Raw genomic sequence first — 21,307 nt, 5'->3', positions numbered from 1 at the left:
TGAGCCAATTACGCAGGACAAAAAAAAGTCCGAACACGGGTTGCGTTCGGACGTTTTTTTGAAGGTTGATTGTCAGCGACGGAATCAGTCAGGCAACCAGCCCCACAGCCAATGTTGAAGATTGTCACCACGCAGCATGAAATCACGGTGTACCGCTTCACGCAGTTCATCGCCCATGCGGTAACTCGCATCCGGATCGGCCAAGTGCATGCGAATTGCTTGTAGCCACTCGTCCGTGTTGTTGCTGTAGACCTTGGTGCACGGCAAGTGGCCGCGATAGGCCTCGGTGTCGGTGCAGATCACCGGATAACCGCAAGCACCGTACTCCAGCAACCGCAGATTACTTTTGCAGTCGTTGAAGATGTGGAACTCCAGAGGCGCCAGTGCCAGGTCGAGGTTCAGGCTCGCCAGTTTGAACGGGTAGTTCTGCAAGCTGATGGCAGAGTGAAATTCATGGACATACGGCAGCAACCCTTCAGGGCACATGCCGAAGAACACCCACTCGACTTCGTTCGCCAGCTCTCGCACTACGTCGGCAATGATCTCCAGATCACCGCTGTGGCTGGTGCCGCCACCCCAGCCAACGCGCGGCTTGCCGGAGGTTCGGCGGCGGCTGGTCAGTGACGCCCACGGGTCCGGGGACAGCATGTTCGGTACTACGCGAATGTCGCTGTGCATGCTCGACAACGCATCGGCCAGCGGCTGGGTAGTCACCACCACACGATCACACAGTGCGATGGCTTCGCGTAGCATCTGTTCAGTGTTGACTGGCTTGTTGCGGGCGTGGGTGTTTTTCTTCGGCGCGCTGACAACGTAGTCGTCCAGTTCGAAAATCCGAAGTGCACTGGAGTACTTCTTCATGCGCAAAATGTCACTCACAGCACCTTCACTGTAGCGACATTGCAAGATGATGGAGTCCGGGGATAACCGCTCGATCTCCACCGTCGATGGTGATTCATAGGCGAAGCGGGAAATCACTCGTCCCGCCGCCTCGAGCTCCTTCAATGGCCCAGTGACTCGATAATGCCCGACCGCAGTGCTGTTGACCGGCAATCCGAGAATCAGCGGCAACGCGCGGGTGCAAAAAGGGTTCCAGTTGTCGCGCAACGACGACTCCAGGCTGAAACTGGAAAACCCAAGACTCAGCGCGGGACTGTAAGCCGGATCCTTGGCAATCTGCGGCAACCATCTTTGGTAGAACGCCTCTTCCTCACGCTCACGCAGGGCAATCGGCGAAGACACCAGTGACGCACTTGCCTCAGGCGCCAAGACCACACTGGCATACGGCGTCCAGACCACCAGGTAGCCGTGTTTGCTCGCCCGCAAACACAAATCGACATCGCTCAAGCTGAGGCTGAACGTTGCCTCGTCCAGCTGCCCGAGCTCCTCAAAGACTTGCTTGCGCACCATCAGGCACTGGCCGCTCACCGCACTCCAGTTCTGGGTAACCTGTAAACGCTGCATGTAGCCACGGCCATTCAAGGCCTCCCCAGCAAATGGCGAACCGACAGGCCCGGCCAGTCCCAGGATCAACCCCGCACTGACGATGGCGCCCTCGGGACTTAGCAGACGGGCTCCCACCACGCCCACTTCGGGACGCTGAGCATGGTTGAGCAATTCGTCCAGCCAGTCGCTATCGCAAATGATGGCTTGCGCATCGAGCAGCACCAGATAATCGCCCCGGGCCTGACTCGCTGCGAAATTACGAATGGCCGCTTCGTTGGCGTTGCCAGCGTAACGCAGTATCCGCAACATGGCGGCACCAAGCTGCGCCATCACCGCCAGCCACTCGATCATCGCCGGCTCATGATTACCGCAGTCGACAATCAGGATTTCGTACTGAGCGTAAGCAGTTCGCTCAATCAGGCCTTCGGTACAACGCTGCAATGCGTACAGCGAGCTACCGGCCTGGATAATGATCGATACCAACGGCCGCGCGGCGTGCAGATAGTCGATGCGATTGATCAGTGGCAGCGCTTCGTGACGTATCCGGTATGGCGCGCCGATACGATCCAGATGAGCCCCGACCATACCGGCGTTGCGCTCGATCACCTCGGGCAGCGACAGCCAATCGGAAAAGGCAAGGCTCGACTCTACCTGAATCTCGGCGATATGCTCGATGGCCTGTGGCCCGACCTCTTCCACCAAACGCCACATCAGGTCATGGGGAGCTAACTCGCCGTGCACCGGATCAAATCCACCCGAGGCAACAAAACGCTGGCGCTCAAACGCCAAGGCTCGGCCGACATAGGGATAGGCGCGCATCAGGTCAAGGTTGAAATCCGGCTTGAACACCGGGTCGATCGACTCGCCATCAGTCAATGCACCTTCATCGCTGTAGGCACACAGAATGCCCGGCGATCCGGCGATACGCTCAGCCAGAATCAACAACGCCGACTCGCGCAAGGTGTCACCTGCCCGCAGCAAGTAAAACCAGTGAGCCCCCTCCAGTTGTGGCACCAAGGCATTGAGCTGTTGCGCCCAGTCTGCCTGTAGCGGCAACTGAAGAATACGCTCATCTGCCTCACAATCAGCATCAGACAGCACCACCATCGCCTGCGGCGCATAGAGCTGGGCTCGCAGGCTCTGCAACGTAATGTCCAACGCCGCCGCGTCAGCGTCTCTGTCGAGAATGATCGGCACGATTCGCGGACGCGACGACCAACTATCGATGCGCTGTGGCATCAGGCGTTGCTCGACCTGCGAGAACCGCCGGATCGCCAGCCATTCGCGATAAAAATCTTCGTAACTCTCACTCTCTCCGCCCACTCGGCCACTGACCACCGTGTTGCGGTTACCGAGAATTCGCGTCACGCACAGCTCTTGCCAGGCGTGGGGTTGGTCCGTGACATTGGCCAGATCGATGTAACGGACCCAGCCCGACGCCGGTGCCGATTCGCCACTGCGTACCGCGAGCATTTGCGCCAGCCAGCTCCACTCCACCGCAGCGGCCTTGAGCATCTCCGGGGTTTTGCTCAGGCGCTCCGGATAGCGCCGTTCGGTGCTCAGCACAGTGCCGAGCGACACCAGATTGCCGCGACGCATCAGACACACGAATAGGGCGAAATCGAGCATCGCGACGAAACCGGTACCTTCCTGGATCAGCGCCGGCAACAACGCCAACACATCGGCGCGACGCATCAGGGTCGAACTGAAGTTACCTAGAAAATTTATCGGCGTACTTTCGAAGATCGCCAACATATCGTCGCCCTTGAACAACGCATCATTCGGCGAGAAGCGGCAGTTATCGACCCGCGACGGCAGAAGGAAATTTCCGGCATCGCTGAGCATCCGCAGGGCAAACACTACATTGACATCAGCATGGTCGATCAGAACCTGAGCCTGCAAGGCAACACTCGGTGCAAATAGACGGTCGTCGTCACACAGCACTTTGATGAACTCGCCCAGAGCCTCCTGCACGCAACGCAGCAGGTTTTTCTGCAGCCCCAGACGCTGAGGATTGCGCAGATAACGAATCGGGTGCGCCGGCTCGGTGAAGCTGTCGACGATGTCGCGGATCTCGTCGCTGGAGGAGTCATCGCAGATGACGATCTCGATCCGTTCGTAAGTCTGGGCGAGCGCACTCTCCAGCGCCTGACTGAAAAAGCGCGGGTTAAAGGCAGGGATGACGATACTGACGAGGGGACGTTTATTCACGACGGGAAACTCTCGAGCGGTGGGCCTCCACCCATTCAGGCAGAGGCCCCGGAACTGCTTAACAATAGACGGCTGGCAGCTCGGCAGACACAGACTCAGACCTTGTTGAACAAGCCCAGCTGAGCAATCTTGCTGAATGCAAGTTGCGAGGCTTGCAACATGGTTTGTTGCAAGGTCAGACGGGTCATCACTTCGGCGGGATCGGAATCGCGAATCGATGATTGAGTCTGGGCGTTGGCCAGGGTAAGACTTTGGTTGGTGTCGCTTTGGGTAGCCAGGGCCGAACCGCGACCACCAACCGAACTCAGCGCGCTGGACAACTGGTCGGTGCCGCTGGCCAGGTTACCCAGACCCGACGCCAATGACGCCTGAAGCTTCTGGACCGCCAACGCGTTGCCGTTAGTTGGGGTATTCAATGCCGTTTTCAGCTGGTTCACGGTGTCCAGAATATTCTGGGTTTCGTGTGTATTAACCGCCACGCTGAATTGATCGCCCGCACCCGGCGCATTCGGTGCAGCGGTCATGGTGAAGCTCACACCCGATGCGGTTGCGACGTTACCCACCATGGTACCGCTGGACACTGGCTTGCTGTCAGCCGTCAATGGCGCGGCGTACAAATCAAACGCAGTGGCGCTGGTGAACTTCACGATCGCCGAACCTTCCGGAAAACTGGCGTGATAACTGGCTGCGTTGGTGATACTGCTGGCCGTCACCTGCGCCCCCGTCAAGTTGCCTGGACTGCGGGACGGGGTAAACGTGTCGGGTTTGGCCGCCAGTGTGAAGGTGTGGCCTGGCAAATCAGTAGCCGCGACATCGCCGGCAGCCAGATTGATGTTCAGGGTCAGCTCCACGCCGCGAAAGTTCACGGCCTGCCCAGCCTTGCTGGCGGGGTCGAACGCGCCGCCCTGGCTGGCTTCCGAGGTCCTGTCGATGCCGCCCGAGTCGGTGATTTTCAACTGGTTGCCGGGGGCGACAATCTCCACCACATACGGCTCGCCGCTACGGAATATGTTGCTGTAAGAGAAGTCCGACGACACCTGACCGTTGCTCAGCGCCGCTTTGTTGCCGTTCACGCCGACCGCCGTCACGGTGGTCTCGGTGCGGCTGGTATTGAGCGCCTTCTGGAACGTGTCCCAACCGGTGCTGTTGGTGGCCATCGACATTGTGTCGCCGATTGCCAGGTCCAGGGTCACCTGGTCGCCGTTGTAGCTGTAAGTCCCGTCGTTGTTGCGCGAGAAAGGTGCGACATCACCCTTGGAGCCAGCGAAGATGTATTTGCCGTTCTCGTCCTTGGTGTTCATCAGACTCAGCAACTGCTCTTCAATCTGCCCCAACTCTGCTGCGGTGGACTGACGATCGGCATCGGTGTAACCGGCGTTGCCGGCACTGACGGCCAGTTCCTTGGCGCGGGTCAGCACGTTGTTGATGCTGGTCATTACCGCTTCGGTCGTGCCAAGAGTGGCCTTGAGGGTGTTGGTGTTGGCGGCGTACTGATCAAGCATCGAAGCCTGCTGACCCAATTGCAGCAGACGCGACGCGCCGACCGGATCATCGGCGGCCGTGTTGACGCGAACCAGGCTGCTCGCCTCTTCGCTGCTCTTGACCACGTTGGCGAAGTTCTTCTGATAGTTCGCAGCAGAGGACTCGTAAAACTGGGCGGTAGAAATGCGCATGGGCTACGACTCCTTAAAGACTGTTGATCAGTGTGCTGAAGATTTCCTGCGCAGCCTTGATGATCTGCGAGGACGCGGTGTAGTACTGCTGATACTTGACCAGGTTGCCGGTTTCCTCATCGAGATCGACACCCGAGAGCGAGTCGCGCGCGCCCTTGGCATTGGCCAGGATGGCGCCGGTCGCCGCGCTGTCGAGCTTGCCCTGTGCCGCCTTGGAACCCACGCCCTCGACCAGTTTGCCGTAGGCATCGTTCAGGGAAATACCTTTGCTGGCCGAGCCGGTGTCCACGGTCTGCGCGGTCTGCAAATTGGCCAGTGCGGTGCCGTTACGGTTGTCCAGACTGCCCGGTTGGCTGAGCGAGACGTTGATCGCCGCGCCATTGCTTGGGGCACCGGCGATGGTCATGTTGAAAGCCGCGGTGTACTGAGTGGCCGGCGCAGGCGGGATCGGCGTACCCGTGGCATCCGTGAGCGGAATGCTCAGGTTCAGGGTGTTGGTCTCACCGGGCTTGATGGTGCCGGCACTGATCACCCCACCCTTGGCATCCAGGAACTGGTAGGCCTGGCTGGTGCCATCGGCGGACACCGCACCAAACACGACCTTGGTCGGCGTGGAGTTTTTCAGGCCGTTCTGCATCGCGGTTGTGGTCGCCGCGTCGTAGATGTCGAACTTGGTGGTCAGGGTCGGTTGACCGCTGGCCGGAATCGACAGGGTGCCGCTACCACTGCCGCTCGCTGCAATAGCCGCGCCCAGGGGTGCCGCGATGGCCAGACGCTTGGAGTCGGTCATCTCGGTCTTGATGTTCGCCGCCGCATCGCGGGTCGGAGTGATCTTGAAGGTGTCGCCTGCCGTGGCAGACGCCGCGTTGAACTTCAACTCAAACCCGTCGATGACCGGTGCCGTTGCCGGCGGTGCCGTGCTGAAGGTGCCCATGGGCGTGTTGTCCGGCAGGCGTTGAACGGTGTAGTCGGTCGCGGTGGTGAACGTGACCTTGTAATCGTTAATGGTCAGCTTGCCAGTGTCCTTGATGCTCACATCGAAGTTGCCGGCGCCCACGTTGCTGGTGGCGGCGATGCTGCGTTCAGAGACCAGCTTGGCCGAATTGATGTTGGTAAACAGGTTCGAACCGAAGGCACCGTTCTTGTCGATGCCCTGAGCCTGAAGGCTGTTCATCTGATCGGCGACGACCAGCGCTACACGCCCCAGTTCGTTCATGGCCGGGTCCAGCACCGTGCTGCGATAACGCAGCAGACCGCCGATTTCACCGCCGGTCATGATCGACGTGATGTCGATGGTGCTCGAGCCGCGATTGAGCTGCAGCGCCAGACGGCCCGGGTCTTCCTTGCTTGGCACCGTCTCGAGTTTGCTGGACGTGTTGCCTATGACCAGCGGCTGACCGCTGCCCAGGTAAATGTCGAGGCTGCCTTCACGCTCCACCACTTGCGCACCGGTGAAGGTCGACAGTTGTCGCACGGTTTCGTTACGCGCATCCAGCAGGTCGTTCGGCATGCCGCCGGAGCTGGAAATCTCGGAGATCTTCTGGTTCAACTGGGCCACGGTGGCGGCCAGCTTGTTGACCTGATCCGCCATGCTCGTCAGGTTGCCGTTGATGTTGGCATTCTGTTCGTTGAGCTGTGTGGAGACCGAGTTGAAACGGTTGCTCAAGGCCTGGGCATCGCTGAGCAGCAACTGGCGGGACGCATCGTCACCCGGCTTGGCGTTGACGTTCTGCACCGAGGCGAAAAACTTGGTCAGTGCGCCGTTCAGGCCGGTGCTGGTGTCGGAGAGCAACTTGTCCAGCGGCGTGACCTGATTCAGGTAGGCGGCCGAATCGCTGTTGAGCGAAGTGGTGGTCTGCAACTGCGCATCGAGGTAGCTGTTGTATACGCGGCGCACATCGGCCAGCGTCGTGCCGGTGCCGATGTAGACGTTACCGAAATGCTGAGAGGCTTTGGTGCCCTGCACTGTTTGCTGGCGCGAGTACCCGGCGGTGTCGACGTTGGCAATGTTGTTGCCGGTGGTCATCAACGAGGATTGGCCAGCGGCCAGACCCGACATCCCGATATTGAGCAAACTCATGGTTCGACCTTAATCCTTGTGCCTATAAAGGCGTGGTGGAAACGCCCGCCGCAGCGTAGTTCTGGTAACTCGTCATCTGCTTGGCTATCTGCGAAATCTTGCTCGCGTAGTCCGGGTCGGTTGCATAACCGGCCTTTTGCAACTCGCGTACAAACTGTTCTGGGTTATCGGCCGACTTCACGACATCTTGATAGCGATTGTTGGTCTGCAGCAAAGTCACAAGGTCATGGAAGCTGTCCTTGTAAGAGTCGTAGGAACGGAACTCGGCCGTCTCCTTGACCATCGCGCCATTTCTGAATTCGCTGGTGATCGCGCGCGCCGAATTGCCCTGCCAGTTGCTGCTGGCCTTGATGCCGAACAGGTTGTGGCTGCTGCTGCCATCCTGTGCGCGCATGACCGACTTGCCCCAACCGGTTTCCAGCGCCGCCTGGGCCACGAGGTAACGCGGATCGACCCCGATGCGCTCGGCGGCTTCCTTGGCCATCGGCAGCATGGTGTTGACGAATTCGTCGGCGGAGCTGAAGGCTTTCTTCGCTGGCGCCAGGGGGATTTGCGCCATGGCACGACCATGAATCTGCAGCCCGCCGTTCGATGCGGCCTGGGCATTCGCCAGCCAATCACCGTTGTACAACGGCCCTGAACCGGTAAGCGTGGTGCGCTCCGGCAATGGCGCCTTGTTGACAGTCGTGGCCGTAGTCGTGGCCGAAGGCACCAGGCCTGCCAGCAGACGGTCAGCCAGTTTCGGCGGCAACGCCAGACGTCGCTGATTGATCAGCGCCATGTCATTGCGGTGCGTGCCGTCGCCTGCTGCCTGCGGTGCATGGACCGAGCGCGACGCCCACAACGGACGCTCGCCATTGAGGCGCGACAACGGTCCGTTGGTGGCAACCGTGCCGGCGGCAATCGGCGTTTCTGCGGCGGCTTTCGCGGCCGCCTGCTTGGCCGCCGATGCGGCAGCTGCTTCGCCCGGCGCCATCGGTTTGTTCTTCGACATCTGGCGCATCAGCACGTCCGCCAGGCCGATACCACCACCCTCGCGAGACATGGAAACGGCCAACTGCTGGTCATACATTTCCTGGTATTGCTTGGCGGCCGGGGTGTTGAGCGGATTGTCCTCACCCAGGCTGTCGGTAGCCTTGCGCATGGACTTGAGCATTTCACCGAGGAACAGCGACTCGAATTCCTGCGCCACCTTGCGCATGTTCCCGTCACTGTTCTTGTCACCGACCTTGAGCTGGTTCAGCCTGTTCAGGTCCGAATAGGAACCCGAATCGTTGCTGCTGACACCCAGACCACCCTTGCGCATATCCATGGTCGCCGTCCTCAGATCACGATCAGGTCGGCTTGCAATGCGCCGGCCTGTTTCAGAGCTTCGAGGATGGCCATCAAGTCACCCGGTGCCGCGCCGACCTGGTTCACCGCACGTACGATCTCGTCGAGGGTGGTGCCCGGGCCGAACTTGAACATTGGCTTGGCTTCCTGTTGTGCATTGACCCGCGAGCGCGGCACGACCGCCGTTTGCCCATTGGACAAAGGACCGGGCTGGCTGACGATCGGGTCTTCGGTAATGGTCACGGTGAGGCTGCCGTGGGTGACGGCGGCCGGGGACACCTTGACGTTCTGACCGATCACGATGGTGCCAGTACGCGAGTTGATGATGACTTTCGCCACCGCCTGGCCTGGATCGACTTCGAGGTTTTCGAGGATCGACAGGTAGTCGACCCGCTGACTCGGATCCAGTGGCGCCGTGACGCGAATCGAACCGCCATCGATGGCCTGTGCGACGCCAGGGCCGAGCATGTCGTTGATCTTGTCGACGATGCGCTTGGCGGTGGTGAAGTCGGAACGGTTGAGGTTCAGGGTCAGGCTGTTGCCCTGGTTGAAACCGCTCGGCACTGAACGCTCCACCGATGCACCACCGGGGATGCGACCGGCCGACGGAACGTTGACGGTGATCTTCGACCCGTCGCGACCTTCAGCATCAAAACCGCCGACCACCAGGTTGCCCTGGGCGATCGCGTACACGTTGCCATCGATACCCTTGAGCGGCGTCAACAGCAAGGTGCCGCCCCGCAGGCTCTTGGAGTTACCAATGGAAGCAACAGTGATGTCTACCTGCTGACCGGGTTTGGCGAAGGCCGGCAAGTCGGCACTGATCGATACCGCCGCGACGTTTTTCAGCTGCACGTTGCCCGAACCCGGCGGCACCTTGATGCCGAACTGCGAGAGCATGTTGTTGAAGGTCTGCAGGGTGAACGGGGTTTGCGTCGTCTGGTCACCGGTGCCGTTAAGCCCGACCACCAGGCCGTAGCCGATCAATTGGTTGGAACGTACGCCGGAAATACTGGCGATGTCCTTCAGCCGCTCGGCTTGAGCGTTGAAGGCTGCCGACAACATCAGGGCCGCAACGATGAGACTTCTGAAATTCAACGTAGCCACCTAGAAAGGGAACAGCGGGCTGAGGAAGAAACGGTCGAACCAGCCTGGCTGACTCGCATCGGCAAACGAACCGGTGCCCGAGTAGGTGATGCGTGCATCGGCAATGCGGGTCGACGAAACCGTGTTGTCGGTGGCAATGTCGTCGGCCCGGACCAGGCCGGCAATCCGTACCAGCTCATCACCCGTATTGAGGGTCATCCACTTCTCGCCGCGCACGGCAATGATGCCGTTGGGCAAGACGTCGGCGACCGTCACGGTGATCGAACCGGTCAGGCTGTTGCCCTGCCCGGCCTTGCTGTCGCCCTTGGTCGCGCGGTCGCCGCTGTAGCCGGCGTCCAGCGTCAGATCACCGTCGCTGAGCGGGTTATTCGTGTTCGGTATCGCGCCGAACAGCGAGGACAGACCGATGCTGGCCTTGCTGTTCTTGCCGATTTGCGAGTTGGCGTTCTTACTGGCCTGGGTCTTCTCGTTCAGGGTGATGGTGATGATGTCACCGACCCGGAACGCCTTGCGGTCGCTGTACAGGTTCTGTTCAAAACCGGCCTGGTAGATCGAGCCGTTATTCGCGGCAGCCGGCAACGGCGTACGCGGCAACACCGGGGCGTAGTAAGGGTCATTGGGCTTGGGCGTCGGACCGACGCAACCCGCCAGCGCGGCGACTCCACTCAGTGCCAGAACAGATACAAAGCGATTCATGACCCTACCTCACGGTGTTGCAGGCGACCTCAGGGTCGCCTCATAGACTTGATTACAGATTCTGCGTTACGAACGAGAGCATCTGGTCGGCGGTGGAGATCACCTTGGAGTTCATCTCGTAGGCGCGCTGAGTGGTGATCATGTTGACCATCTCTTCAACCGTGCTGACGTTGGACGTTTCCAGGGTGTTCTGCAGCGTGGTGCCGAAACCTGCCAGGCCTGGCGTACCGACTTGCGGCGCGCCACTGGCGGCGGTTTCCAGGAACAGGTTGTTACCCACCGCTTGCAGGCCGGCCGGGTTGATGAAATCGGCGGTCTGCAGGTTGCCGATCACCTGGGACGCCGGGTTACCGGCAATGGTGATGGACACGGTGCCGTCGCGACCGACCGTGAAGGTCTGTGCGTCGTTCGGAATGACAATGGCCGGCTCCAGGGCGAAACCGCTGGCATTGACGATCTGGCCGTTGGAATCGAGGTGGAAGGTGCCGTCACGGGTGTAGGAAGTGGTGCCGTCCGGCTGCAGGATCTGGAAGAAACCGCGACCGTCGATGGCCATGTCCAACGGCTGCTCGGTGGTTTGCAGGCTACCGGCGTTGAAGTTTTTCTGGGTGCCGACGATGCGCACACCGGTACCCAATTGCAGGCCCGACGGCAGTTCGCTGTCCTGGGTCGACTGGGCGCCTGGCTGGCGTTTGATCTGGTACAGCAAGTCCTGGAACTCGGCACGGTCACGTTTGAAGCCCGTGGTCGACACGTTGGCCAGGTTGTTGGAAATGGTGGTCAGGTTGGTGTCCTGGGCAGACAGACCTGTTTTGGCAACCCATAGAGCCGGAAGCATTCGATTCTCCTCGTGCGCCTGTTTTACGGCGCGACGTTCTGATAATTAGCTGATCTGCAAGACCCGAGCCATGGCCTGGTCGTCGTCTTTGGCGGTGTTCATCATCTTGATGTGCAATTCGAATTGCTTGGCCAGGGCCAGAACAGACGTCATCTCTTCCACGGCATTGACGTTGCTCGACTCCAGGAACCCGGACACCAGTTTGACGTTGGCATCGGCTTGCGCCGGCTGGCCGTCCTTGGTGTGGATCGAACCGTCCAGGCCCTTGGTCATGTTCTTGAAATCCGGATTGACCAGCTTGATGCGGTCGACTTCGGCCATCACGCGAGGGCCTTCACCCATCGCGCGAATGCTGACGGTGCCGTCCTCGCCGACTTCGATCTGCTGCTCGGGCGGCACGGAAATCGGTCCGCCGTTGCCCAACACCGGCATGCCGTTGCCGGCGCGCAATACGCCGAGGGCGTCAACGTTCAGGCTGCCGGTGCGCACGTAGCTTTCGCCGCCGTCCGGGTTCTGCACGGCGATCCAGCCATTGCCCTGCACCGCGACGTCGAGGTCGCGACCGGTTTCCACCAGGGCGCCCGCAGAGAAGTCGGTGGCCGGACGTTCGGACATGGCAAATGCTCGCGCCGGAAAGCTGTCACCGAACACCGGCATCGAACGCGCCTGCTCCAGGTCTTTCTGGAAACCGTTGGTGGAGATGTTCGCCAGGTTGTTCGCATGAGCCTTCTGCGCCAGTGCATTCTGGCTGGCGCCGGTCATTGCCACATAAAGGTACTTGTCCACACTCTTTCCTCTGCATGCCGGACGTTTGCCGCCCACCGCTGTACTGCTGAGCCATAAGCAATTTGCAGACCAACTTTTTTCTGGCGGCGCGGGGCCCGGCAAACAAAGGACTTGAGGGGGTCAGAGGGGAATGGGGGATTGTGTCGAAGACGAAAAACCGGCGGTGTTATGCCGGTAAGTGGCAAGGGTCGGCCTTTCTGATGCACTCACCCCTGTGGCGAGGGAGCTTGCTCCGGCTCGGGCGCGCGGCGGCCGCAAAACCCTCGGCACTATCTGCCTGTCAGACCTCGGCCGTTCTTTTGGGGCTGCTGCGCAGCCCAGCGGGAGCAAGCTCCCTCGCCACAAAGAGCTGACGGTCTCTGCTCAGGCGCCAGGCTCTTTACCCACCTCATACTCACGCAACTTGTTGGCAATGGTGGTATGCGAAACCCCCAACCGCTTGCCCAGCTGGCGACTGCTCGGATGCTCGGAATACAAACGCTCCAGCACCGCTTTTTCGAAGCGCCCGACAATTGCATCCAGTCCGCCTTCGAGTGAAAAATCGCCAAGCGGCTGACGCACGCCATAGTCTGGCAGTCGAATATGTTCAGCCTTGACCGTCCCGCCTTCGCACAACGAAACCGCCTGGAACAACACGTTTTCCAACTGCCGGACATTGCCCGGCCAATGATAATGACTGAGCCGGTCCATGGCCGCCGGCGCCAGTTTCGGCAGCGGGCAACCGATTTGCCGACTGGCTTGATCAAGGAAATGCTCCACCAGCGGCGTCAAACCATCCAGGCATTCGCGCAGCGGCGGGATGTGCAGCGACAGTACGTTCAAGCGGTGATACAAATCCTGGCGAAACTCGCCTCGCGCGCACAACTCCGACAGATCGACCTGAGTCGCGCAGATCACTCGCACATCCAGATAAACCTCTTCATCACTGCCTACGCGGCGGAAGCAACCGTCCTGCAGGAAGCGCAGCAATTTCACCTGCAAGCGCGGGCTCATTTCCCCCACGCCATCGAGAAACAGCGTTCCCCCCGCCGTCAGCTCCAGCAACCCCAGCTTGCCTTCGGCCCGCGCCCCTTCGAATGCACCGGGACCGTAGCCGAACAACTCGGTCTCGGCCATCGACTCCGGCAGACCGGCGCAGTTGAGCGCCATCAACGGCGACTGTCCCCGTGGACTGGCCAGGTGACAGGCCCGCGCCAGCAATTCTTTACCGGTGCCGGTTTCGCCTTCTATCAATAGCGGCGCGTCCAGTGGCGCCATGCGTCGTGCTTCGCGAACCACGGCGGCCATCACTTTTGAACTCTGGAAAATACTGTCGAACCCGCGCAGTTCCTGTTTGCGCACGTTGTAGATGCGCTCCCCTACCCGGTCGGCACGATGCAGCGTCAACACCGCGCCGGCCATGGCTTCGCTGTCGTCATGTTCCGATTGCAGCGGCGCGATGTCGGCCAGAAATACATCGCCCTTGACCTTGACCCGCAGCCCATTGATCCGCGATTTGTTGGCGCGCACCAGCTCCGGCAAATCGAAATCCTCGGCGTACCGCGATAACGGAATCCCCGGCACCTCATCCACCCTCACCCCGAGCAACTGCGCCGCTGCACGGTTGGCTGCGACGATCGAACCGCCCATGTCGATCGATAGCACCGGAAACTCCAGGGCGCCGAGCAACGCATTGAGTTCCATATGCCGACGCTCGCTGGGCATCAGTCCTACGCGCTTGACGCCAAAGACACCGGCAATCGACTCGAATTTCGGACGAAGCGCCTGGAACTGAATGTTGATCAGGTTCGGGCAATGCAAGTAGATCGCGTTGCCATGTTCGCCACCGACCTCGCCGCGAGCGACGTTGATCCCGTACTCGACCAGCAGGTTGAGAATGTCGCGCAGGATGCCGATGCGGTTCTGGCAGTGGACTTTGATACGCATATAAAGGCCCGAAACGTGAGTGATCGAGGCCCATTGCGGGAATTTTTCTGCGCAGGGGCCAACTTAGTCGTCAAGATTATGTGACACCTGTGAGCCTTTTCAAACCCGAAAATCTCAAGCGCTGCGCCATACCGGCCTTTCCGTAACGAAAACTTTACGAAATTCGACGAATTTTCCTACGCGCTATGGCGTTCATGGGCTGCCACATCGAAATTCCTGGGGTATTTCTAGGTCCATGGCAGGACATAACAAGAACGAAATCCCCTAGCAGGAGAGCAGCATGAAGCAGACGCAATACGTGGCTCGCGAGCCCGATGCGCAAGGTTTTATCGACTACCCCGCCGAAGAACACGCGGTGTGGAACACGCTGATCACTCGCCAACTGAAAGTGATCGAAGGGCGTGCGTGCCAGGAATACCTGGACGGTATCGAAAAACTCGGTCTGCCCCACGACCGCATTCCGCAACTCGGTGAGATCAACAAGGTCCTTGGCGAAACCACCGGCTGGCAAGTTGCCCGGGTTCCCGCACTGATTCCGTTCCAGACCTTTTTCGAATTGCTGGCGAACAAGCAGTTCCCGGTGGCGACGTTTATTCGTACCCGTGAGGAGCTGGATTACCTGCAAGAGCCGGACATTTTCCACGAGATTTTTGGTCATTGTCCGCTGCTGACCAACCCCTGGTTCGCCGAATTCACCCACACCTACGGCAAACTCGGCCTGCAGGCGTCCAAGGAAGAACGCGTTTACCTGGCGCGTCTGTACTGGATGACCATCGAGTTCGGCCTGGTCGATACCCCGCAAGGCCAACGCATCTATGGCGGCGGCATTCTCTCCTCGCCGAAAGAAACCGTTTACTGCCTGTCGGACGAACCTGAGCATCAGCCGTTCGATCCACTGGAATGCATGCGTACGCCGTATCGCATCGACATCCTGCAACCGCTGTACTTTGTCCTGCCGAACCTCAAGCGCCTATTCGATCTTGCCCACGAAGACATCATGGGCATGGTCAAGCAAGGCATGCAGCTGGGCTTGCACGCCCCGAAATTTCCGCCCAAACCAAAAGCCGCGTGATCCGTAGCTTTTAGAATCAAGTGAGCCTGTCAGGAACCCACGCTTTGGTTTAGCGTGGTGACACTGACGGCCGATTTCCAATCATTCGATTTCAGGAACACACCATGTCCACATTGAACCAAGCCCATTGCGAAGCCTGCCGCGCCGACGCCCCCCAGGTCAGCGACGAAGAACTGCCGGTATTGATCAAGCAGATCCCTGACTGGAACATCGAAGTTCGCGACAGCATCATGCAGCTGGAAAAGGTTTTCCTGTTCAAGAACTTCAAGCACGCCCTGGCGTTCACCAACGCGGTCGGGGAAATCTCCGAGGCCGAAGGTCACCACCCGGGCCTGCTGACCGAGTGGGGCAAAGTCACCGTGACCTGGTGGAGCCACTCCATCAAGGGCCTGCACCGCAACGATTTCATCATGGCCGCGCGCACTGACGAAGTGGCCAAGGACGCCGAGGGCCGCAAATAATGCATTTCGACGCCATAGGTCGAGTACCCGGCGACCCGATTCTCGGCCTGATGGAGGCCTATGCGCAGGACCCGAACCCGCGCAAATTCGACCTTGGCGTGGGCGTCTACAAGGACGCCTTCGGCCTGACGCCGATTCCCCAGGCCGTGAAGCTCGCCGAGCAGCGCCTGGTGGATCGCCAGACCACCAAGACTTACATCGGCGGTCACGGCGAACCGGCATTCGGCAATGTCATCAATGAGTTGGTGCTCGGCGCTGACTCTGCACTGATCGCCGAACAACGGGCCGGCGTTACCCAGACGCCGGGGGGCACCGGCGCGTTGCGCTTGAGCGCGGATTTCATCGCCCAGTGCCTGCCGGGGCGCGGCGTGTGGCTGAGCAACCCGACCTGGCCGATTCACGAAACCATTTTCGCCACGGCCGGGGTCAAGGTTAATCATTACCCTTATGTCGGCAGCGATAACCGCCTCGATGTTGAAGCGATGCTGGCGGTGCTCAATGAAGCGCCGAAAGGCGATGTGGTTTTGTTGCACGCCTGCTGCCACAACCCGACCGGGTTCGATCTGTCCCATGACGACTGGCGCCGGGTGCTGGACGTGCTGCGCGATCGTGATCTGGTGCCGCTGATCGACTTCGCCTACCAGGGCTTCGGCGATGGACTGGAACAGGATGCGTGGTCGACCCGTTTGTTTGCTGCCGAGTTGCCGGAAGTACTGATCACCAGTTCCTGCTCGAAGAACTTCGGGCTGTACCGGGATCGCACGGGGGCGCTGATAGTTTGCGCGAAAACCGCTGAAAAACTGGTGGATATTCGCAGCCAACTGGCCAACATCGCCCGCAACCTGTGGTCGACGCCGCCGGATCATGGCGCTGCCGTAGTGGCGATGATTCTTGGCGATCCGGAGCTGAAAAGCCTGTGGGCCGATGAAGTGGAAGCCATGCGCTTGCGTATCGCGCAACTGCGCAGCGGTCTGGTTGAAGCGCTGAAGCCGCATGGTTTGCGTGAGCGTTTTGCGCATATTGGTGTGCAACGCGGGATGTTTTCCTACACCGGCCTGTCGCCGGATCAGGTTAAACAGCTGCGCGATCATCACAGCGTTTACATGGTCGGTACCGGCCGGGCGAACGTGGCGGGGATTGATGCGACGCGTCTGGATCTGCTGGCTGAGGCTATCGCCGACGTCTGCAAGTAATGTGAAACAATGGCCGGCTCCCCTGTGGCGAGGGAGCTTGCTCCCGCTGGGCTGCGAAGCGGCCCCATGCAGGCAATGAGTTTTTACCGATGAACCGCGTTTGCATTCCTTGCGACCGCTGCGCGTTCGAGCGGGGGCAAGCGCCCTCGCCACATTGGTTTCGCGAATCTGGTCCACACCTGTCTAGACAATCCCACCCGTCGCAACAAATGGATATAAAAGTCTATTTGTCATTTCTGCTGCTGTATCCTGCCCAGGCTTTTTAAAAGCGCGGATCTACCAGATCTATCAACAGACTTTGCGAGGAGCGCGAAACATGCACGAGATCCCTAATCTCCCCTTCCCAAGCCTGCACGAAACTGAGCAGACAACCCCGCAGCAAGCCGGTGCCCAACAGCCCGAGCCGAAAGAAGCCACTGAACGCCGCCAGGCCGACAGCGAAGACTGAAACACTCGCAATGCCAGACCGTGTGGAAAGCGCTAACATGCGCTTTCCACACCGCCTGAACCCTTGAGTTGCACAACCATGACCGATGACTTCAGTGAGACCCAGGCCAGCGTCCTGATCGGCACCGCCGAGAAGATGATCGAGATCTGGAATCGCCTTTCCCCCGAGAAACAAGCGGCGTTGCTCGCCCGATTCGGCAGCGAAGAAAATGCCCTGGCCGCCTTGGTCACCACGCAACTGGTCGCTCCCGCCAAGCCCTGAAACACCCCATCCGGCAAATAGTTTTACTTTTCCACGCCTCGCGGCCGCTCGCGCCGCTATCATAAGCAGCCTATCTATCCTGCTTTCCCCGTGGACCTTTACCCATGTCTGAAAAACAGCGCCCCCTGGCGGTCACGCTGCAAGTTGTTTCCATCGTCCTCTTTACCTTTATCGGCTACCTCAATATCGGCATTCCCCTGGCTGTGTTGCCGGGCTACGTCCACAGCGAACTCGGCTTCGGCGCGGTGGTCGCGGGGCTGGTGATCAGCGTGCAATATCTGGCCACTCTGCTCAGCCGTCCTTACGCCGGGAAAATCATCGATAACAAGGGCAGTAAACTGGCGGTGATGTATGGCCTGGCCGGTTGCGGTTTGAGTGGTGTGTTCATGCTGGTTTCAGCCTGGACCCAAAGCCTGCCGGTGTTGAGTCTGATCAGCCTGCTGATCGGTCGTCTGGTGCTTGGCAGCGCGGAAAGCCTGGTGGGTTCCGGTTCGATTGGCTGGGGCATCGGCCGGGTCGGTGCAGCGCACACGGCTAAAGTCATCTCCTGGAACGGCATCGCCAGTTATGGCGCGTTGGCCGTCGGTGCACCGCTGGGGGTGTTGTTGGTGAGCCAGTTGGGTTTGTGGAGCATGGGCGTCAGCATCATGTTGCTGGCCGTCCTGGGCCTGGCGCTGGCCTGGCCGAAGACCGCAGCCCCCATTGTGGTTGGTGAGCGCCTGCCGTTCATGCATGTGCTGGGGCGCGTGCTGCCGCATGGTTGCGGTCTGGCGCTGGGTTCCATCGGTTTCGGCACCATCGCAACGTTCATCACCCTGTATTACGCCACGCAACACTGGGACAACGCGGTGCTGTGCCTGAGCCTGTTCGGCGCCAGTTTCATCGGCGCGCGACTGCTGTTCGGCAACCTGATCAACCGTCTCGGCGGGTTTCGCGTGGCGATTGCCTGCCTGTCGGTGGAAACCCTGGGGCTGTTGCTCCTGTGGCTGGCGCCGGATGCGCATTGGGCACTGGCGGGTGCGGCGCTGAGTGGCTTTGGTTTTTCGCTGGTGTTCCCCGCACTCGGGGTGGAAGCGGTCAATCTGGTGCCAGCGTCGAGCCGTGGTGCGGCGGTCGGGGCGTATTCGCTGTTCATCGATTTGTCACTGGGGATTACCGGGCCGTTGGCGGGTGCGATTGCGGCAGGTTTCGGCTTTGCCTCGATCTTCCTTTTCGCCGCACTCGCCGCCCTGAGCGGTTTGGCCCTGAGTGTTTACTTGTACCGGCAAGCCCCCAAGCTCCTTAATGAAAAGCACCGCGAAGAAAGAGCAGCGCGCTAGAAATCGACCTTGCCGCGCCCGGCCTTGATACTGCCGCGCTTGGTCTTGGATTCGAGCCGACGCTTTTTCGAGCCCAGGGTCGGTTTGGTCGGACGACGTTTCTTTTCGACCTTGGTGGCGCTGAGGATCAACTCGATCAGCCGCTCCAGCGCATCGGCGCGATTGGCTTCCTGCGTCCGGTATTGCTGAGCCTTGATGATCAACACCCCTTCGCTGGTGATGCGACTGTCCCGCAGCGCCAGCAGCCGTTCCTTGTAGAACTCGGGCAAGGACGAGGCCGGGATGTCGAAGCGCAAGTGCACAGCGCTGGAGACCTTGTTGACGTTCTGCCCACCGGCGCCCTGGGCGCGAATGGCTGTCAATTCGATCTCGGCATCCGGCAGATGCACGTTGTTGGAAATCACCAGCATGGAAAAGCGTCCGGGTTGAGGTCTTTCAGGATACCGCGAATGAATGGCAAGAACGCGCTCCCACAGGGCTTTGTGTAGGCCGAAAAAGACAAACCCGGCACATGGCCGGGTTTGTCGTTTCTGCGCGCTGCGCTATTTCACTGCAGCCTGCAACGCATGCTGGGCACTGCGCTTGTTCTTGATGCCGTAGCAAACCCACATGAACGCAACCCACACCGGAATCGCATACACCGAGATCTGAATGCCCGGGATCAACAGCATCACGCCGAGGATGAACACCACGAACGCCAGGCAGATGTAGTTCCCGTACGGGTACCACAGGGCCTTGAACAGCGGCGTTTGCCTGGTCCTGTTCATGTGCTGGCGGAACTTGAAGTGCGAATAGCTGATCATCGCCCAGTTGATGACCAACGTGGCCACCACCAGCGACATCAACAGCTCCAGCGCATTTTGCGGGATCAGGTAGTTCAGCAGCACTGCAATCAGCGTCACGGCAGCCGAGGCAAGGATCGAACGCACCGGCACGCCGCGCTTGTCGATTTTCGCCAGGGCTTTCGGCGCATCGCCTTGCTCGGCCATGCCCAGCAACATGCGGCTGTTGCAATAGGTGCCGCTGTTGTACACCGACAGCGCCGCAGTCAGGACCACAAAGTTGAGGATGTGCGCCGCGGTGTTGCTGCCGAGCATCGAGAACACTTGCACGAACGGGCTGCCGCTATAGGAATCACCGGACGCGTTCAGGGTCGCCAGCAGACTGTCCCAAGGCGTCAGCGACAGCAGAATGACCAGCGCACCGATGTAGAAAATCAGGATCCGGTAGATCACCTGGTTAATCGCTTTCGGAATCACGGTTTTCGGCTTGTCGGCTTCCGCTGCGGTGAAACCGAGCATTTCCAGGCCGCCGAAGCTGAACATGATGATCGCCATGGCCATCACCAGACCGCTGACGCCGTTCGGGAAGAAACCGCCGTGGGACCACAGGTTGGTCACCGAGGCTTCCGGACCGCCGTGACCGCTGACCAGCAAGTAGCTGCCCAGGGCAATCATGCCGACGATCGCCACCACCTTGATGATCGCGAACCAGAACTCCGCCTCACCAAAGACTTTGACGTTGGCCAGGTTGATCAGGTTGATCAGGACGAAGAATCCGGCAGCCGAAACCCAGGTCGGGATCTCCGGTGCCCAGTAGTGAATGTACTTGCCGACCGCAGTCAGCTCTGACATGCCCACCAGAATGTACAGAATCCAGCAGTTCCAGCCCGACAGGAAACCGGCGAAACCACCCCAGTATTTGTGCGCAAAATGGCTGAAGGAACCGGCCACCGGCTCTTCGACGATCATTTCGCCGAGCTGGCGCATGATCATGAAGGCAATGAAGCCGCAGATGGCGTAGCCGAGGATCATCGACGGGCCAGCGGATTTGAGTACACCGGCCGAGCCGAGGAACAGGCCGGTACCAATCGCGCCACCGAGGGCGATCAGTTGAATATGACGATTCTTCAGGCCGCGTTTCAGCTCGCCTGAATGCGAGTTTTGTCCACTCATGAAAAGGGTCTCACGCAAGGTTTGATGATGTTCAGTAGACGTTGCTGCTCGGTTGCAACTTTAAGCAGCGCCGATCAAACCCCAGCGCAGGCACCAGGAGTTCAGCGTATTTACAACGGTCATGCGTCACCTGTTTGTTTTTATCTGTGACGAAATCGAACCCGACACGCTCGTGACGTGGCGGAGTGAACAAGGCGGATAGCCTTGAGGTTTGCGCAGCTGCGCAGGAGGTCACAGGTAAAACGCGGCGCATTGTACACCGCCAACCCCCTGCTGCCAGACCCGCTGGATCAGCGTGTCGGTTGCCGGGATTGCCTGTGTCCGCCTCGAGGGTCTCGGGCGGCTGCAAAAAATGAGTCAGACCTTTGCGGGTCATGGGCGTGAACGATGGAAAAACCGTCCCACGGGAAGAGATGGAGATCAGTCACGGCGTACATTGCGCCTCCTTCTTGTTATGCACCTGCACGACAGGCATGGCGCGCATCTCACCCTTCCAGCGCCGC

General features: G+C 59.8%; 17 protein-coding genes. 6 read left to right on the top strand and 11 right to left on the bottom strand.

The window, feature by feature from the left end:
- Positions 1 to 84 precede the first annotated feature (84 nt).
- From B723_RS13685 to B723_RS13645, 9 genes are all read right to left on the bottom strand, one after another.
- Positions 85 to 3,657 (bottom strand): glycosyltransferase, encoded by a 3,573-nt coding sequence (locus B723_RS13685; RefSeq protein WP_017337161.1) that lies wholly within the window; start codon positions 3,655 to 3,657, stop codon positions 85 to 87.
- A 95-nt stretch (positions 3,658 to 3,752) separates the two neighbouring features.
- Entirely contained in the window at positions 3,753 to 5,330 is a 1,578-nt protein-coding gene (locus tag B723_RS13680) for a flagellar hook-associated protein 3 (protein WP_017337160.1), read from the bottom strand.
- Positions 5,331 to 5,343: 13 nt separating this feature from the next.
- Positions 5,344 to 7,410, bottom strand: coding sequence for a flagellar hook-associated protein FlgK (gene flgK / locus B723_RS13675; RefSeq protein ID WP_017337159.1), 2,067 nt, complete (start codon positions 7,408 to 7,410; stop codon positions 5,344 to 5,346).
- 22 nt (positions 7,411 to 7,432) lie between these two features.
- Positions 7,433 to 8,722, bottom strand: a complete 1,290-nt coding sequence (gene flgJ / locus B723_RS13670; RefSeq protein ID WP_017337158.1) for a flagellar assembly peptidoglycan hydrolase FlgJ — start codon at positions 8,720 to 8,722, stop codon at positions 7,433 to 7,435.
- Between the two features lie 11 nt (positions 8,723 to 8,733).
- Positions 8,734 to 9,807, bottom strand: a complete 1,074-nt coding sequence (locus tag B723_RS13665) for a flagellar basal body P-ring protein FlgI (protein ID WP_162491078.1) — start codon at positions 9,805 to 9,807, stop codon at positions 8,734 to 8,736.
- Between the two features lie 42 nt (positions 9,808 to 9,849).
- A complete protein-coding gene (gene flgH / locus B723_RS13660) occupies positions 9,850 to 10,545 on the bottom strand; it encodes a flagellar basal body L-ring protein FlgH (protein ID WP_017337156.1) in 696 nt (231 codons plus the stop codon).
- A gap of 52 nt (positions 10,546 to 10,597) precedes the next feature.
- Complete coding sequence (flgG, locus tag B723_RS13655) at positions 10,598 to 11,383, bottom strand: flagellar basal-body rod protein FlgG (RefSeq protein WP_017337155.1); 786 nt, start codon at positions 11,381 to 11,383, stop codon at positions 10,598 to 10,600.
- A 45-nt stretch (positions 11,384 to 11,428) separates the two neighbouring features.
- Positions 11,429 to 12,169, bottom strand: a complete 741-nt coding sequence (locus B723_RS13650; RefSeq protein ID WP_017337154.1) for a flagellar basal body rod protein FlgF — start codon at positions 12,167 to 12,169, stop codon at positions 11,429 to 11,431.
- Positions 12,170 to 12,532: 363 nt separating this feature from the next.
- Positions 12,533 to 14,095 carry a sigma-54-dependent phenylalanine hydroxylase transcriptional regulator PhhR gene (locus tag B723_RS13645; protein WP_017337153.1) on the bottom strand — a complete coding sequence of 521 codons (1,563 nt, stop codon included), beginning with the start codon at positions 14,093 to 14,095 and terminating at the stop codon, positions 12,533 to 12,535.
- 280 nt (positions 14,096 to 14,375) lie between these two features.
- Between B723_RS13645 and phhA the strand changes: the two genes are divergently transcribed.
- The 6 genes from phhA (at position 14,376) to B723_RS13620 (ending at position 18,849) form a co-directional block, all read left to right on the top strand.
- Positions 14,376 to 15,167, top strand: a complete 792-nt coding sequence (gene phhA, locus B723_RS13640; RefSeq protein ID WP_017337152.1) for a phenylalanine 4-monooxygenase — start codon at positions 14,376 to 14,378, stop codon at positions 15,165 to 15,167.
- Positions 15,168 to 15,271: 104 nt separating this feature from the next.
- A complete protein-coding gene (locus B723_RS13635) occupies positions 15,272 to 15,628 on the top strand; it encodes a 4a-hydroxytetrahydrobiopterin dehydratase (RefSeq protein ID WP_017337151.1) in 357 nt (118 codons plus the stop codon).
- Complete coding sequence (locus B723_RS13630; RefSeq protein WP_017337150.1) at positions 15,628 to 16,821, top strand: amino acid aminotransferase; 1,194 nt, start codon at positions 15,628 to 15,630, stop codon at positions 16,819 to 16,821. Before B723_RS13635 ends, B723_RS13630 begins: the two co-directional genes overlap by 1 nt.
- Before the next feature lie 316 nt (positions 16,822 to 17,137).
- On the top strand, positions 17,138 to 17,269 hold the full coding sequence (locus B723_RS33915; protein ID WP_017337149.1) for a hypothetical protein: 132 nt from the start codon (positions 17,138 to 17,140) through the stop codon (positions 17,267 to 17,269).
- Positions 17,270 to 17,347: 78 nt separating this feature from the next.
- Complete coding sequence (locus tag B723_RS13625; RefSeq protein WP_008030471.1) at positions 17,348 to 17,530, top strand: hypothetical protein; 183 nt, start codon at positions 17,348 to 17,350, stop codon at positions 17,528 to 17,530.
- A 104-nt stretch (positions 17,531 to 17,634) separates the two neighbouring features.
- A complete protein-coding gene (locus B723_RS13620) occupies positions 17,635 to 18,849 on the top strand; it encodes an MFS transporter (protein ID WP_017337148.1) in 1,215 nt (404 codons plus the stop codon).
- Here B723_RS13620 and arfB read toward each other — a convergent pair.
- Entirely contained in the window at positions 18,846 to 19,259 is a 414-nt protein-coding gene (gene arfB, locus B723_RS13615; protein ID WP_017337147.1) for an alternative ribosome rescue aminoacyl-tRNA hydrolase ArfB, read from the bottom strand. The two genes, B723_RS13620 and arfB, sit on opposite strands and share 4 nt — an antisense overlap.
- 132 nt (positions 19,260 to 19,391) lie before the next feature.
- Complete coding sequence (locus B723_RS13610) at positions 19,392 to 20,804, bottom strand: amino acid permease (protein ID WP_017337146.1); 1,413 nt, start codon at positions 20,802 to 20,804, stop codon at positions 19,392 to 19,394.
- Positions 20,805 to 21,307: the final 503 nt, after the last annotated feature.

Origin of the sequence: Pseudomonas fluorescens NCIMB 11764 (assembly GCF_000293885.2) — a bacterium.
Taxonomy (GTDB): Bacteria; Pseudomonadota; Gammaproteobacteria; order Pseudomonadales; family Pseudomonadaceae; genus Aquipseudomonas; species Aquipseudomonas fluorescens_B.
The sequence above is the reverse complement of the archived record's forward strand: the minus strand, read 5'-3'. Positions and strand labels throughout refer to the sequence as shown.